The organism is Ensifer sp. Root423 (assembly GCF_001426275.1).
GTDB lineage: Bacteria > Pseudomonadota > Alphaproteobacteria > Rhizobiales > Rhizobiaceae > Ensifer > Ensifer adhaerens.
In genome coordinates this window covers 249,496-263,735 of the sequence record NZ_LMEG01000001.1, presented here as the reverse complement: position 1 = coordinate 263,735, position 14,240 = coordinate 249,496, and the positions used below count along the sequence as shown (strand labels likewise).

Annotated in this window: 17 protein-coding genes; 10 read left to right on the top strand and 7 right to left on the bottom strand. The window is 64.4% G+C overall.

The window, feature by feature from the left end; genetic code table 11:
• Window positions 1-75 precede the first annotated feature (75 nt).
• Complete coding sequence (locus ASD01_RS01265; RefSeq protein ID WP_063979478.1) at window positions 76-702, bottom strand: TetR/AcrR family transcriptional regulator; 627 nt, start codon at window positions 700-702, stop codon at window positions 76-78.
• A 116-nt stretch (window positions 703-818) separates the two neighbouring features.
• Here ASD01_RS01265 and ASD01_RS01260 point away from each other — a divergent pair, with 116 nt between their 5' ends.
• Both ASD01_RS01260 and ASD01_RS01255 read left to right on the top strand, forming a co-directional pair.
• On the top strand, window positions 819-1,430 hold the full coding sequence (locus tag ASD01_RS01260; protein ID WP_034792675.1) for a class I SAM-dependent methyltransferase: 612 nt from the start codon (window positions 819-821) through the stop codon (window positions 1,428-1,430).
• Window positions 1,431-1,454: 24 nt separating this feature from the next.
• The gene (locus tag ASD01_RS01255; protein ID WP_034792671.1) at window positions 1,455-2,465 is read left to right on the top strand and encodes an NAD-dependent epimerase/dehydratase family protein; all 1,011 of its coding nucleotides are present in this window, start codon (window positions 1,455-1,457) and stop codon (window positions 2,463-2,465) included.
• An 18-nt stretch (window positions 2,466-2,483) separates the two neighbouring features.
• Here ASD01_RS01255 and cax read toward each other — a convergent pair whose 3' ends face one another.
• Complete coding sequence (gene cax / locus ASD01_RS01250; RefSeq protein WP_034792668.1) at window positions 2,484-3,578, bottom strand: calcium/proton exchanger; 1,095 nt, start codon at window positions 3,576-3,578, stop codon at window positions 2,484-2,486.
• 164 nt (window positions 3,579-3,742) lie between these two features.
• Window positions 3,743-4,210 (bottom strand): Lrp/AsnC family transcriptional regulator, encoded by a 468-nt coding sequence (locus ASD01_RS01245; RefSeq protein ID WP_034792656.1) that lies wholly within the window; start codon window positions 4,208-4,210, stop codon window positions 3,743-3,745.
• 107 nt (window positions 4,211-4,317) lie between these two features.
• Between ASD01_RS01245 and ASD01_RS01240 the strand changes: the two genes are divergently transcribed.
• The 4 genes from ASD01_RS01240 (at window position 4,318) to ASD01_RS01225 (ending at window position 8,653) form a co-directional block, all read left to right on the top strand.
• Window positions 4,318-4,866 carry an RBBP9/YdeN family alpha/beta hydrolase gene (locus tag ASD01_RS01240; RefSeq protein WP_034792653.1) on the top strand — a complete coding sequence of 183 codons (549 nt, stop codon included), beginning with the start codon at window positions 4,318-4,320 and terminating at the stop codon, window positions 4,864-4,866.
• 126 nt (window positions 4,867-4,992) lie between these two features.
• Window positions 4,993-5,511, top strand: coding sequence for an ABZJ_00895 family protein (locus ASD01_RS01235; protein WP_034792648.1), 519 nt, complete (start codon window positions 4,993-4,995; stop codon window positions 5,509-5,511).
• A 135-nt stretch (window positions 5,512-5,646) separates the two neighbouring features.
• Window positions 5,647-7,674, top strand: a complete 2,028-nt coding sequence (locus tag ASD01_RS01230; RefSeq protein WP_034793613.1) for an ATP-binding protein — start codon at window positions 5,647-5,649, stop codon at window positions 7,672-7,674.
• Between the two features lie 283 nt (window positions 7,675-7,957).
• A complete protein-coding gene (locus ASD01_RS01225; RefSeq protein WP_034792645.1) occupies window positions 7,958-8,653 on the top strand; it encodes a class I SAM-dependent methyltransferase in 696 nt (231 codons plus the stop codon).
• Between the two features lie 45 nt (window positions 8,654-8,698).
• Here the strand turns inward: ASD01_RS01225 and ASD01_RS01220 are convergent, their stop codons facing one another.
• Window positions 8,699-9,112, bottom strand: a complete 414-nt coding sequence (locus ASD01_RS01220) for a winged helix-turn-helix transcriptional regulator (RefSeq protein ID WP_234798701.1) — start codon at window positions 9,110-9,112, stop codon at window positions 8,699-8,701.
• A gap of 156 nt (window positions 9,113-9,268) precedes the next feature.
• Between ASD01_RS01220 and ASD01_RS01215 the strand changes: the two genes are divergently transcribed.
• Window positions 9,269-9,661 (top strand): MAPEG family protein, encoded by a 393-nt coding sequence (locus ASD01_RS01215; RefSeq protein WP_034792642.1) that lies wholly within the window; start codon window positions 9,269-9,271, stop codon window positions 9,659-9,661.
• Window positions 9,662-9,700: 39 nt separating this feature from the next.
• Here the strand turns inward: ASD01_RS01215 and ASD01_RS01210 are convergent, their stop codons facing one another.
• Window positions 9,701-9,988, bottom strand: a complete 288-nt coding sequence (locus tag ASD01_RS01210; RefSeq protein WP_034792640.1) for a hypothetical protein — start codon at window positions 9,986-9,988, stop codon at window positions 9,701-9,703.
• A 172-nt stretch (window positions 9,989-10,160) separates the two neighbouring features.
• On the opposite strand from ASD01_RS01210, the gene ASD01_RS01205 reads away from it, so the two are divergent.
• Entirely contained in the window at window positions 10,161-10,562 is a 402-nt protein-coding gene (locus ASD01_RS01205) for a VOC family protein (protein ID WP_034792637.1), read from the top strand.
• Window positions 10,563-10,581: 19 nt separating this feature from the next.
• Here the strand turns inward: ASD01_RS01205 and miaA are convergent, their stop codons facing one another.
• Window positions 10,582-11,493 (bottom strand): tRNA (adenosine(37)-N6)-dimethylallyltransferase MiaA, encoded by a 912-nt coding sequence (gene miaA / locus ASD01_RS01200; RefSeq protein WP_034792634.1) that lies wholly within the window; start codon window positions 11,491-11,493, stop codon window positions 10,582-10,584.
• On the opposite strand from miaA, the gene serB reads away from it, so the two are divergent.
• Both serB and ASD01_RS01190 read left to right on the top strand, forming a co-directional pair.
• The gene (gene serB, locus ASD01_RS01195; RefSeq protein ID WP_034792631.1) at window positions 11,492-12,379 is read left to right on the top strand and encodes a phosphoserine phosphatase SerB; all 888 of its coding nucleotides are present in this window, start codon (window positions 11,492-11,494) and stop codon (window positions 12,377-12,379) included. The two genes, miaA and serB, sit on opposite strands and share 2 nt — an antisense overlap.
• The gene (locus ASD01_RS01190; protein WP_034792629.1) at window positions 12,376-12,951 is read left to right on the top strand and encodes a GNAT family N-acetyltransferase; all 576 of its coding nucleotides are present in this window, start codon (window positions 12,376-12,378) and stop codon (window positions 12,949-12,951) included. The genes serB and ASD01_RS01190 overlap by 4 nt, the downstream gene beginning before the upstream one ends.
• Window positions 12,952-13,155: 204 nt before the next feature.
• Here the strand turns inward: ASD01_RS01190 and ASD01_RS01185 are convergent, their stop codons facing one another.
• The gene (locus ASD01_RS01185) at window positions 13,156-14,058 is read right to left on the bottom strand and encodes a LysR substrate-binding domain-containing protein (RefSeq protein WP_034792628.1); all 903 of its coding nucleotides are present in this window, start codon (window positions 14,056-14,058) and stop codon (window positions 13,156-13,158) included.
• Between the last annotated feature and the right edge of the window lie 182 nt (window positions 14,059-14,240).

Here is a 14,240-nt window from a genome sequence, read left to right as displayed (position 1 = left end):
GAAATAGACCCTCGCGCTCCAAGCCTGCCTCCGTGAGAGGCCTGCGATCCCTGCCGGAGCGCACGGAGGCACCCCCTATTCATCGACAAGCCTGGCGACGAGATCACCGAGCAGGCGCTCGAGCTCGGCGTCATGCCCCTTATTCAGCGCTTCCAGCCCCACCACCTGGCGCATGATCTGCACGCCGGCGACGAGCGACATCAGCAGCGCCGCGCGCTGACCTGCATCCGGGCCTGAAAGCGCCTCAGTGACGTTCTTCTGGTGGTGGCTTTCGACCACCTGTCGCGCGATATCGACCGCACGCTCGTTGGAGATCGAGCGGAGCATGATGAGGAAGCCGTCGAGCGCGGTTGCCTCCGGCTCCGTCACCTTCAAAAGCGCGCTTGCGATGCGCGCTGCCCGGTCCGGTGCGCTGAGCGTCTCCGGCGTGGCGATGATCGGCCGTTGGTTGGCGGTCGAAAGCACTTCGGCAAAGAGCCCCTCCTTTGAACCGAAATAGCGGTTGATCAGCATCGCCGTAACCCCGGCCCCTTCAGCGATCTCGCGCACACCGGCGCCTTCATATCCCGAGGCGATGAAGGCGGAGCGTGCGGACTCAAGAATTGCGGCGCGCGTGGCGTTCGCGTCGCGGCGGCGCCCGTCCTTTTCGGCAGGCCGCTTTTCTGCGCCCCCTTTTTCAGCAGCCCCCTTTTTGGCAGGCATGGCCCCTCCTTAGTATACATCTGTAGACATGATCATGAATCGGAAGTATACAGACGTAGACTTGCCGCTGCAACGCGCCTTGCAAGACAGCCTTCATTCCATCCACGGAGCCTCACGTGACCAGCATTTGCGCCTATGGCGATAGCCTGCATTTCTTCCGCTCCTGGCTCGCAGATCCACTGCGCGTCGCCTCGGTCACGCCGTCCTCCCGGTCGCTTGCCCGGTTGATCACGCGCGAGATCGACCCTCGCTATGGCCCGGTGCTCGAACTCGGTCCCGGCACCGGTGTCTTCACGCGCGCGTTGATCGAGCGGGGCGTGCGCGAGGAAGACCTTGTGCTGGTCGAATCCGGCCCTGACTTTGCAGCCGTCCTGAAGGCGCGTTTCCCGGCCTCCACCATTCTTTCGATCGACGCGGCGCGGCTTGCCGATGGTCATTCCGAAATTCCCGCAGGCATCGGCGCTGCGGTCAGCGGCCTGCCGCTGCTCTCCATGCCCACCCGCAAGGTTATGGCAATCCTTTCCGGTATTTTCCTGCACATGCGGCCGGGTGGCCATCTCTACCAGTTCACCTACGGTCCGCGCTGCCCCATCCCGCGGCCGCTGCTCGACCGGCTCGGCCTTCGCGCCCGGCGCATCGGCGGCACCATCAGAAACTTCCCGCCCGCCTCCGTCTACCGGATCAGCCGGCGCAAACCCTTCGCGGCCATGGGCAGGACCTGCGACTGACGCAACGAAAGAAGATGAAAACCGATGAATGAATGTGTTCTTGTCACCGGCGGCACCGGCTTCGTCGCCCGCTGGTGCATCGTATCTCTGCTCGAAGGCGGATACCACGTTCGCGCCACCTTGCGCGATCTCGCAAAGGCCGACGCCGTCAGGCGCTCGATCGCCGCCGTCAGCGACGCGACAGACCGACTGTCCTTCGCCAGGGCCGATCTGACCGGAGATGACGGCTGGGCCGAGGCGATGGAGGGCTGCACCTATGTCCTGCACGTCGCGTCGCCGCTCGGCGGCATTCCCGGCGGCGGCCGCGACGCCTATGTTACGCCGGCCCGCGAAGGCACGCTGCGGGTGCTTTCCGCCGCCGTCGATGCGGGCGTCCGGCGTGTGGTGATGACTTCGGCAGCCGCCACGACCCGGCCGCCGCTGGACTCAGGCCTTGCCAGCGACGAGACGCGCTGGGCCGACCCCGACGACCCACAATTTGACAATTACCGGGTCTCCAAGATCCTCGCCGAGCGTGCCGCCTGGAAGTTCATGGAGGGCAAGGCGACGGAGTTCGCCACGGTGCTGCCCGGCGCCGTCTTCGGTCCGGTGCTTTCGAGCGAAAATCTCGGCTCGGTGAAGATCATCGGGGACCTCGCTGGCGGCCGGCCGCGGTTCCTGCCGCGCCTCGGTTTCTGGGTGGTGGACGTACGCGATCTCGCCGACCTGCACGTCACCGCCATGACCGCGCCTGAGGCCGCAGGCGAACGCTTTCTCGCCGCCGGCGACTTCCAATGGATGGAGGAGATCGCCGCCACGCTACGCCTGGGCCTCGGCGTCGATGGCCGCAAGGTGCCGACGCGACGGCTGCCGACCGCGCTCGTGCGGCTGCTGGCCCCGCTCAGCGCCGATTTGAAGCCGCTGGCCCCGCTGCTCGGTCGCAAATTTGCACTGTCATCCGACAAAGCCCGGCGCCTGCTTGGCTTTGCGCCGAGGTCCGTGAACGCCACCATCCTCGACTGCGCCCGCAGCCTGATTGCGGCCGGCGGGCGCTGATTTCAGCCGACCGCAGGGCTACACCTGCGGCGGCAGCAGGAACAGCGTCATGGCGAAGATCACGTAGACGGTGAGCGCCAGCACGCCCATGTACCAGGCAGACCGCCCGCCGTTGGAAAGCAGCGTCGCGGCCATGGTCGCGACCAGCATCATCACGATCGCCCCCGGCCAGAACTGCAGGTCCATCGGCTGCGGCCCGAGCACGTAGCTCAGAAGCACCAGCAGCGGCGCGACGAAGAGCGCAATCTGCACGGCGCTGCCGAGCGCTATGCCGACGCTCAGGTCCAGCCGATCCTTGCGCGCAGCGGAAAAAGCCGTCGCCATCTCGGCCGCAGCACCGACGAGCGCGACGACGACGAAGCCGACGAAGGCCGGCGTCATGCCAAGCTCTTCGGCCGCAACCTGCACCGAGCCGACGAAAACTTCGCTGACGAGCGCCACAAGAACGGTCACCACCAGCAGCACGATGATGCCCGTCGCCAGCGGCCAGTGCGGTTCATCACCGCCATGCTCAGAGGTGGCCGAGACGAACAGCTCGCGATGGGTCTTCAGCGAAAACAGCATCCAGAGCCCATAGGTGATGATGAGAAGGACGGAGAGGCCGGCGCTCAGCTGTTGGGTGAAAGCCGTCTGCGGCTGGCCGTCGGCAGCACCGATCAGCGAAGGCACGAGTACGGCGATCGTCGCCATGAACAGGAGGCTCGCCAGAAAGCGCGCATTCACCCGGTTGAACTCCTGCAGGTGAAACTTGAGCCCGCCGAGCAGAAACGAACCACCCAGCATGAACAGCGTGTTGGTGACGATCGCGCCGGCGATCGAGGCCTTGACCAGCAGATACTGGCCGGCAGCAAGCGCCATCAGGGCGATGACGAGCTCGGTCAGGTTGCCGAGCGTTGCATTCAAGAGCGCGCCGACCGTGTCGCCGGTGCGGGCCGCAACCGCCTCCGTCGCCTGGCTCAGGAGCGCCGCCAGCGGCACGATCGCCGCCACCGACAGCAGGAAGAGCAGCGTATGGGCGTCCGGCCAGATGTGCTCGCCGGCGATCGCGATCGGCACGAAGACGATCAGCCAGAGTATGGGTGTCCGACGAAAATAGGCAATTGCATCGCTCATGGCTTCCCCTCGCCCGCTTCCCGCTCGCCCTTCGAGCGTCCGTGGCCGGCAACGCCCCTGACGGTCACCCGAACGGACGTGCCTGGCCTATGGTTGAATTATCCCGCGTCCTCTCGCGTTCTGCATTGACTTTCATCAAGTCGAAGCGTGCCCGGCGCCCAGTCTCAGACCCGCTGGATCAGCGCCCGCCCGATCGGCTTTTCCGGCTCGCCGCTCAAGACAAGCGACGTCGTCACGGCGCCATAGCGCGCGATCGTGTCGACGATCGTTTCAAGCTCGCCCGGCGTCGGCACCAGCACCTTGAGAAGGAAACAGTCCTCGCCGGTCAGCCGCAGCACCTCGATCACCTGCGGCATCTCGGAAAACTGCTTGAGGCAGGCACGGATATGTTCGTGCGTCGTCTTCAGGCGGATCACCGCCATCATGCCAAGCCCGAGGCGTGCCGCATCGATGCGTGCGCCATAACCGGAAATGATGCCGCGCTCCTCCAGCCGCTTGACCCGCTCCGAGGTCGCCGGCTGCGACAGACCGATACGCCGCCCGAGCTCCGAGATCGCGATGCGTCCGTCTTCCTGCAATACCTCGATGATCGCGATATCGGTCGGGTCGAGGGCAGAACGGTCAACCGCCATGTTTCACCTTTAATCCATCGGCAAACGGCCGCACTTTCCGATGATTGCGCACTCAGATGGTCAAGGGAAGCTGGCAGTCTCCCCCATGTTGAAGATGAGAGGACGACATGAACGATATCATCATCCTGCCCGGCATCGGCGGTTCCGGCGAGGCGCACTGGCAAACCCGATGGGAGAATGCAGACCCTCACTTGCGCCGTTTCCAACCGGGCGATTGGGATCGTCCGCAGCTTGCCGACTGGATCCAGGCGCTCGACAGCGCCATTGCCTCAGCAAGCGAGCCACCCCTTCTCGCCGCCCACAGCCTTGCCTGTCTGCTCGTCGCCCATTGGCATGCGGTCCGCACCCGTCCTGTCGCCGGCGCTTTTCTCGTGGCGGTTCCCGATCCGACGTCTGCGGCCTTCCCGGCGGAGGCTGCCAGCTTCGCCAAGGTCCCGACGGAACGCTTCCGTTTTCCCTCCCTTATCGTCGCGAGTTCCAACGACCCCTTCGGCACCATCGGCTACGCGCAGATGCGGGCGGCGCAATGGGGCAGCCGGTTCGCCGAAGCCGGCGCCGTCGCCCATATCAACGGCAAGAGCGGGTTGAGTGACTGGCCGGAAGGGCGGGCGCTGTTCCGGTCGTTTGCTCAGTGCATCAAACCATCGGAGGGCTGAGGCGTCACACAGTCCGGCCAACGTCGGCGAGCTTTCCCGACAGTTTGCTCAGGGAGAGCGCACAATCTTGCAAGTTATGCGCTAATCATGCCAAGTGGCGCCACAACCGCCCGCCAGGAACCACGCATGACGCCGACCGTGTCGCTGACGCCATATTACCGCTACTTCGCCCTCGTTTGCCTGGCGTTGACAGGAGTCTGCGTGGCCGGGATGTTCGCCTACGAGACCCTTGTTGGCCCGATACCGAAGGGAACTGCATACGGCGTCTGGTTTGCGCAGACATTGTCATCGGCTACCGCCACAGCCAGCCGTTTCGTGCAAAGGCATCGCCGATGCCCGACGGAAGAAGAGAAAGCGAAACTGGCCCGCGTCTCCTTGGGCTTAGCCACGGCAATTAGCATTCTGCCGGGTGTTGCAATTGCTGCTTGGGTCTACGTCATGGCGTTTGTATTTGGCGACCCAGGCTATGAGATCGCCTACTACGTCAACCGGCAGCAGTTCGTCTCCCTGCTGATGTCTCTGGACATGGTTCTCTGTCTCGTGATCGCAGGCGGTATGGCCCTCCTCCTGACCGTCTCGTACTTCATGATGCGCTGGCAGTACGGTAGCTCGGCGAGGAGGATGGCCGGCCGGCTATCGCTCTGACAGGGAACTAAATCGGAGTGCGCAAGTCGCCATGCCGCTGCCCGTGCCCCGCGTGCTCGAGCGTGCAACATCTCGAAACCACTTGTTAAATCCCCTTGGCTAACATGAAGCGCCGTATTGCCGGGGTTTCTCGCGTTGCTGAACAATGAACTTCATTCCTCGATCCGTGCCGGAGAGCAGGATCGCCGTGACGGCCTGAAGCCCGGCAACCGGTTCCTCGGACGGGTGGTTGCCTGCAACGGCGCGCGCGCGACGATCGCTGCGATCGCAGAGAGCGGCGAGACGTCGCTGACCGAACTCTGGTCCGTCGGCCGGCTGATTTCCATTTCCGTCGGCAGGAACCGCGTGGTGGCGCTGGTCTATTCGATGCAGACCACCTCCAGCGAATGGGGCGAAGAGACCAACAACACCTTCCGCATCGAAGTCGAACTGATGGGCGAGGTCCATAGGGGGCCCGACGGTCGTGAAGAGTTTTCCGCCGGTATCAGCCAATATCCCTATCTCGGTGCCATCGCCCACCGCATCCGCGCCGCCGACCTTGCGCGCATCTACGATTCCGGCCGCAACGACAGCTGCATCATCGGCAAGCTGACCCAGGACGAGAGCCTCGACGCAACCATTCACGTGCCCTCGATGCTCGCCAAGCATTTCGCCATCGTCGGCACGACCGGCGTCGGCAAGTCGACCGCGGTCACGCTGCTGCTCAACAAGGCGATCATTGCCGATCCGAAGCTGCGCGTGCTGATCCTCGACCCGCACAACGAGTTCGCCGCCGCCTTCCCCGACCTTGCCGTCGTCATCGACACCGATACGCTCGACCTGCCCTTCTGGTTCTTCCGACTGGAGGAGTTCGCAGAGGTGATCTTCCGCGGCCGCCCGGCGCCGCCGGACGAGCTCGACATGCTGCGCGACATCATCCCCGAGGCGAAGAAGGCCTTCCGCGGCGGCGGCGACGCCGGCATCGTGCGGCGCCAGACGGAAAAGAGCTCGATCACCGCCGACACGCCGGTGCCTTACCGCATCGCCGACCTCTTGGCGCTGATCGACGAGCGCATCGGCCGGCTCGAAGGGCGCAACGACAAGCCGCATCTGCGCTCGCTCAAGGTCAAGATCGTCTCGGCGATCAACGATCCGCGCTATCATTTCATGTTCTCGTCGAACACGATCACCGACACGATCCAGGATACGATCGCCCGGGTTTTCCGCATTCCAGGCGACGGCCGGCCGATCGCCACCTTCCAGCTGGCCGGCATCCCCTCGGAAGTCGTTAATTCCGTCGCCTCGGTGCTTTGCCGCATGGCGTTTGAAATCGGGCTCTGGAGCAATGGCGGCATCCATATGCTGGTCGTCTGCGAAGAGGCGCACCGCTACGTGCCGGCCGATCCGTCGCTCGGCTTCCTGCCGACGCGGCAGGCGATCGCCCGCATCGCCAAGGAAGGCCGCAAATACGGCGTATCGCTCGGCATCATCACCCAGCGCCCCGGCGAACTCGATCCGACGATCCTGTCGCAGTGCTCGACGGTCTTTGCCATGCGGCTTGCCAACGACCGCGACCAGGACATCATCCGCTCGGCCATTCCGAACTCGTCGACATCGACGACGAGCTTCATTTCCTCGATCGGCAATGGCGAGGCAATCGCATTCGGCGAGGCGGTGGCCGTGCCGATGCGCATGCGCTTTTCTCGCATCGCCGAGGAGCGCCTGCCGCGCGCCCACGGGATCATCGACCGGATCGACGAGGACCATCCGCCGACCGTTGACCTGCGCGCGATCGTCAGCCGCATGCGCGCCATCAACGGGCCGGATATTTCGAACTTCCAGCAGAGCTACATGGCGGCGCAGACCGTGAGCGAAGAGCAGCGCTGGGAGACCGAACTGGGCGCCACGGCAGAAGCCGAGCCGCAACCGGGCCTCAGCGAGCCGCAGGTCGAGATCGAGCCCTATCGTCCGGACATGCTTCCGCGCGCGCCTGCCCCCGTCAATCCGGAGCTGGAGCGCTTCAATCAGATCCGCCAGCAGCTCTTGAACGAGCCATCCCCGGCCGATCAGGCCCAACGCCGTTCGCAAACGGCTGACCCGGCGTCCGGCGAGCGGCCGCGCCAGGGCTCGCTGCGCGAAAGCCTGTTGAAGCGGCCCCTCGGCAGCATCATCCGCAAGACCTAGGCAGCGAACGCGTGAAACTGCGGGCGCCCCATTTGCCCGATGACAACCAGAGATGTAAAAGCGTTTTGTCCAGACATTCGCTGCGGGCGGCAGTGCGTGAACAACTCTGGAGGGGAATAGCGGCTCGCTGGGTGGTCGCACGCGTCCTTGCGACCGAAGGTCCTCCAGGGGGCGCTCCACATTAACGCGATTGCCCGATGGCGTCGCAGACCGATAGAATAGAAGTTTCAAGCGCTTCGACATCTGATCGCGCACGCCTTTCGGTGGCAGCGGAGAAAAGACCTTGCCAGAGAACGACTACGATGCCTTTGCGGCAGCCTATGATGCCGACAACGAGAACAACGCCTGGAACGCCTATTACGAGCGGCCGGCGACTTTGGCACTCGCCGGCGACGTCGCCGGGCTTCGGGTGCTCGACGCCGGTTGCGGCGGCGGAGCGCACGCGGCAGCGCTCATCGAGCGCGGCGCCGCGGTGACGGGCATCGATCGCAGCGCCGGTCTTCTGGACATCGCCCGTCGACGCCTCGACGGGCGTGCGCAATTGCTGATGGCCGATCTGAGCGAACCCTTGCCGTTCGACGACGGTGCCTTCGACCTCATCGTGGCATCCCTCGTCATGCATTATCTGGAGGATTGGTCGCTCCCGCTTTCCGAGTTCAACCGGGTGCTACGAAAGGGCGGCCGTCTGGTGTTTTCCACGCACCATCCGTTCATGGATCATTCCCTTTCCGGTCACGACAACTATTTCGAGACCTATCGCTTCGACGATACCTGGGAACGGGGCGGCAGGACCATCCACATGCGCTTCTGGCACCGCCCGCTGCACGCCATGTTCGATGCGCTCAAATCAGCCGGATTTGCCACCGAGACGGTGAGCGAACCGGAGCCCGATCCGCGTGCCAGCACGCTCTTTCCGGACGCCTACAGGAGCCTGACGACCAAACCGCGCTTCCTCTTCTTCTCGGCCGTGAAAGCGTGAGCGCGACAGCCTTCTCGACGTTTTGAAGGGCCGAGCAGGAGGAAGTCATATCCCGAGGATTTGCTCGTGCGCGCCCGTTGCGCCCCAGCGGACGATTTCGGCAAGGATCGGCAGCAGCGCCTGCCCCTGGGCGGTCAGACTGTATTCCACCTTGCGCGGCACCACGGGATAGTCCCGGCGGCTGATCAGGCCCCGCTCCTCCAGTTCCCGCAGTTCGCGGCTGAGAATACGCGGGGTGATCGGCTTACCGAGTCCGCCACGAAGCAGCGACCGTCCGATTTCGCCATAGCGGTGCGTCCCGCCTTCGAGCACGCAGAGGATGTGCAGCTTGTAGCGCCCGCCGACGATCTGGTTGAAGGCGATGGCGGGGCAGAGCCGGATATGGCTCATGTCGAGACCGGTCAGGCTGGACACTTTCGGCCCGACACCTCGGTCCGATGCCACGGCTTGTTCCGTCATGTCGGCCCCCCCGTACTATCCTTTTTGTCCGTATTTACGATATCGTACCAGAGAGTTAGCGTGCTTTCAGCAAACAATGCGGGAGGAAAGCACGATGGCTGACATGGCGCAGGCACACGCGACAGTAAAGTTCGAGACGGCTTTCGGAGCGCGGCCATGAGCATGGAGATGACCGTGCTGGCGCTCGGCTGCATCTTCGGCATCATCCAGGTTTTTGTCGCGGCGCAACTCCAGACGCGCCAGAACGGACTGGCCTGGTCGCTCTCTTCGCGCGAAGCGGCCGGGCCGCCGCCAACGCCCCTCGTCGGACGGCTGAAACGCGCGCAGGCAAACTTCCTCGAGACTTTTCCCTTCGCCGCGTCCGCGCTGCTTGCGGTCGAAGTCACCGGCGCAAACAACACGACGACGGAACTCGGCGCGATCGTCTGGCTTTCGGCACGGCTCGCCTTTTGGCTCGCCTATGCGATCGGCATTCCCGTGCTGCGCTCGGCCCTGTTTGCGACCAGCATCATCGGGATCGGACTGGTGCTGTGGCCGCTGCTGGCGTGACTGGTCCGAGCTGATCAAGCGCAGGCACAAGCAAGCAAATCACCCCCTGAGGTCAGGGTAATCCCACGATGGCGCCAGACGGCGGCGTGCCGCTTTCACCGCTTCGGCGTAGTCTTCGCGAAAGGGTGCGACCAACTGCTTTTGAAGGTCTGCCAGCACTGCGAGCAGCACCGCGCATTCGGCCGTGCTTTCGAAACAGGAGGCGTCCGGCGTTGGAACTGCGTTCTCCTCGCTCCAACGCGACAGAAGTTCAAAGAGCACCAGGGCTTCATCGGGAGACAGACGGATTTCCGCGCTGTCAGGAGACGTTTTCTGCTCGTCTGTCATGATCGGGACATGGCATGCGCCGCCCGAACCTGCAAGCCGCCCCGCTCACAGCAAGGCATCAGCGCCTATCCTGCAAGGGAACTTTGCCGCGGGCCGACCGTTGTCGTGGCGACATCCTGGGGTAGGATCAGTCAGCCGGTTTTGTTGACACCGACGACAACGGGAGCGCGCCATGGTCACAAGCATCACGCCCTTTCTGATGTTCCAGGATGGCGTCGCCGACGACGCCATGGCCTTCTACGACTCGCTGTTCCCGAATGCCGAGGTGCTGGAAGTCGAGCGCTATGGACCGGATGAGCAAGGTCCCGAAGGCAGCGTCAAGGTGGCGCTTTTCCGGCTCGGCGCGCAGCGGGTCAAGTGCATCGACAGCCCGGTCCGGCACGCCTTCGATTTCACCCCGTCGTTCTCGTTCTTCGTGGAATGCCAGAGCGAGGATGAGATCATCACGCTTTATGGCATGCTCGCCGAAGGCGGGGCAGTGCTGATGCCACTCGACAATTACGGCTTCAGCCAGCGCTTCAGCTGGGTCACCGACCGCTTCGGCGTGTCCTGGCAGCTGAACCTCGCCGACTGATCCGCAGCAACGGCGCTCGTCAAAGCACCTCCTCGGCGCTCGAAATGCGCTGCCAGCTGTCGTCGAGCTGGTTACGGAACCAGGTCATCTGCCGCTTGGCATATTGTCGCGTTGCCGCAGCGCCCATCTCGATCACTTCGGCCTCGTCGAGTTCGCCCTTCAGAAGGGCTGCGATCTGGCTGACGCCGATCGCCTTCATGATGGGCATTTCCGACGGCAGCTCGAGCGCAAGCAGCGCCCGCACTTCGTCGATCGCGCCGCCGGCAAGCATCAACTGGAAGCGACGGTTGATGCGGTCGTGCAGGAGCTTTCGCTCCGGCAGCACGACATATTTTGTAGCCCGGTCCGGGTCGACGATCATGGGTCCGGTCTGCTGTTGGAAGAAGCGGATCGGCTTGCCGGTGGCCTCCACCATTTCGAGCGCCCGCACGATCCGCTGGCCGTCACCGGGCTTCAGTGTCACCGCCGTTTCCGGATCCCTGGCTTCGAGGTCGCGATGCAGCGCCTCCGCCCCTTCCGCCTTCAGCCGCTCGCGCAGCCTTTCCCGGATCGCCGCCGGGATCTCCGGCATGTCCGAGAGACCACCGGTCAGCGCCTTGAAATAGAGCCCGGTGCCGCCGACAAAAACCGGCAAGCGTCCCTCGCCCTTGAGCTGAGCGACCAATGCCTGCGCTTCACGCGCCCAGGCACCGGTGGAATAGGCGGATGCCGCCGGCACATGGCCGTAAAGACAGTGCCCTATGCCGCCCATGTCGGCCTCGTCCGGCCGCGCCGTCAACAGCCGCAGCGTGTCATAGACCTGCATGCTGTCGGCATTGACGACCACGCCGCCGTGTCGGCGCGCCAGTTCGACGGCAAGCGCGGACTTGCCGCTGGCGGTCGGCCCGGTTATCAGGATCGCGTCGCTCTCGGTATCAAGGTTGTTGTCCATGGCTCTCGTTGCCACGCTTATCGCCAATCCGTCAAATCCTGTTCTGACGCCAGCACTGGCGGAAGCAGCCGCTGACGCCGTCAAGGCATCCGGCCTCTATTGGCTCGCCGATGGCATCGCCTGCGATATCGCGCTGACCGACGGCACCGATCCGGATGCCGCCGAAACCCTGCTGCGCGGCGTGATCGGCGATGCACCGGTCGATGTCGCCGTGCAAGACGCCGAGAGCCGCCGCAAGAAACTGCTCATCGCCGACATGGACTCGACCATGATCGGCCAGGAATGCATCGACGAACTCGCCGCCGAAGTCGGCCTGAAAGACAAGGTGGCGGCGATCACCGCCCGCGCCATGAACGGCGAGATCGCCTTCGAGCCGGCGCTGATCGAACGCGTAGGACTTCTGAAGGGCCTGCCACTTGGCGTCGTCGACGAGGTCATCGCCAAGCGCATCACGCTGACGCCGGGCGGAAAACAACTGATCGCAACGATGAAGAGCAAGGGCCACCATACCGCGCTCGTCTCCGGCGGTTTCACCGTCTTTACCGGCCCGATCGCCGAGATGCTCGGCTTTGACGAGAACCGCGCCAATACGCTGATCGCCGAAGACGGCATCCTCACTGGCGAAGTCGCCAATCCCATCCTCGGCAAGCAGGCCAAGGTCGATTCGCTGATCGAGATCGCCGACCGCCTCGGCATCTCGACGGACGATGCCCTTGCCGTCGGCGACGGCGCCAACGATCTCGGCATGATCCAGCTTGCCGGCACCGGCGTGGCGCTGCATGCCAAGCCCGTGGTCGCCGAGCAGGCGAAGGTCCGCATCGACCACGGCGACCTCACCGCCCTTCTCTATCTGCAGGGCTATCGCAAGACGGATTTCGCCGGATGATCATTGCCGAGACTGAGCGGCTGCGCATCCGCGCCTGGAAGGAAAGCGATCGCGATCTCTTCTTCGCGATCAACAGCGATCCCAAGGTGATGGAATTCTTTCCCTTCCGCCGCAGCCGCGCGGAATCAGACGCGCTGTTCGACCGCGTCGGCAAGGGCATCGCCGAAACCGGCTTCGGCTTCTTCGCCGTGGCGCTCAAGGCCGACGACAAGCCAATCGGCTTCTGCGGCCTCGCGCTCACGGATTTGGAGCCGCACCTGCCCAAAGGAACCGTCGAAATCGGCTGGCGACTGGCTCCGCCCTACTGGGGCAAGGGCTACCTCACCGAAGCGGCCAACGCCCTGCTGCGCTACGGCTTCGAGGAAAAGGGCTTGAGCGAGGTCGTCTCCTTCGCGGTTCCCGCCAACACCCGCTCGACCGCTGTCATGCAACGGATCGGCATGCACCGCGACCCAAGTCGCGACTTCGACCACCCCCGCGTCCCAACCGATCAGCCGACCCTGGTTCGGCATGTGCTCTATGCGATCAGCGCCGAGGAATGGCGGGCGCATCGTTCAAAGGCCGGGAAATAAGCTGCCGCTTCGTGGGTTGCCCTCTCTGTCTGCCGGACATCTCTCTCCGCAGGCGGGAAGAGAGACGCCAGCCGCACTGGCACTACCCAACCACCTCTGAAGAATGGCGGGCGTTCGCCATATCTTTCCTTCTCCCCGCGTGCGGAGAGACGGTGCCGGCAGGCGGATGAGGGGCAAGCGCTCGCCCTGAGGATAAGGGCCGCCTCACCGCTTTCGCCCCGCCCCCGGGTAGCTCCGTTCGATCCAGTCGACAAAGGCCCTGGCCGCCTCCGACAGCGCCTCGAAGCGCCGCGCCACAATAAAGAACGCGCCATAGGGCACAGAGGCGTCGAACGGCTGGATCAGCCGGCCGGCGGCGATGTCGTCGCGGGCATGGTCGCGGTCGATGAGGCCGACGCCGCTGCCGCGCAGCGTCGCCTGCAGCACCATCGAGCCATCGGCGAAGATCGCGCCGCGTGCAAGCTTCACCGGCGCGGTGCCGGCCGCCGCAAACCATTGTTCCCAGAGTTGCCGGTTATCCTCATGCAACAATGGATGCTGCAACAGGTCTTCGGGTCGGTCGAGCGGCGGCCCGGCGCCGGCAAGCGCAGGCGTGATCACCGGGACCATCTCCACCTCGGCAAGGGGCCGCGCCTCCACCCGCGACCAGGCGCGGGCGGTCAAGCTGTGGCGGATGGCGATATCGGCCTCGCCGCTTCGAAACTCGGCGAGCCGCGACTCCGCATCGATCACCAGATCGATCTCCGGATGCGCCTCCTGAAATTCCTGCAAATGCGGCACCAGCCAGCAGCCGGCAAAGGATGGTTCGGCGCTGACCTTCAGCGTCTGCGACAACCGCCGCCCCGAGAGCGCGTCGAGGCTTTCGCCCACCATGTCGAAGGCAGATGTCAGCGTGCCGAGCAGCGCCTGACCATCGGCCGTCAACCGCACACCGCGGTGGAGCCTCTCAAACAGCGGCCGGCCGATCAGCTCTTCGAGCTCGCGCACCTGCCGGCTGATGGCCGCCTGCGAGACGAAAAGCTCCGATGCAGCCAGTGTGAAACTCTCCAGTCGCCCGGCCGCCTCGAAACTCCGCAACGCTGTCAGGGGCAGTCGGCCGCGCTTCATGCATAACCTCAAGTTATCCGAAGGCGACTGTAAACTCGTTTGAGGGGTGCCGGCAAGTGGAGTGAAATGCTTGCAAGAAAGGAGGTGCGGCAATGCATACGATTATCGAAATTCTGTTCGAAGCCCTCAGGCTGATGACCTTCCAGCCGGCGCGCAAGCCGTCCCCGCACCCCAGGCAAGCG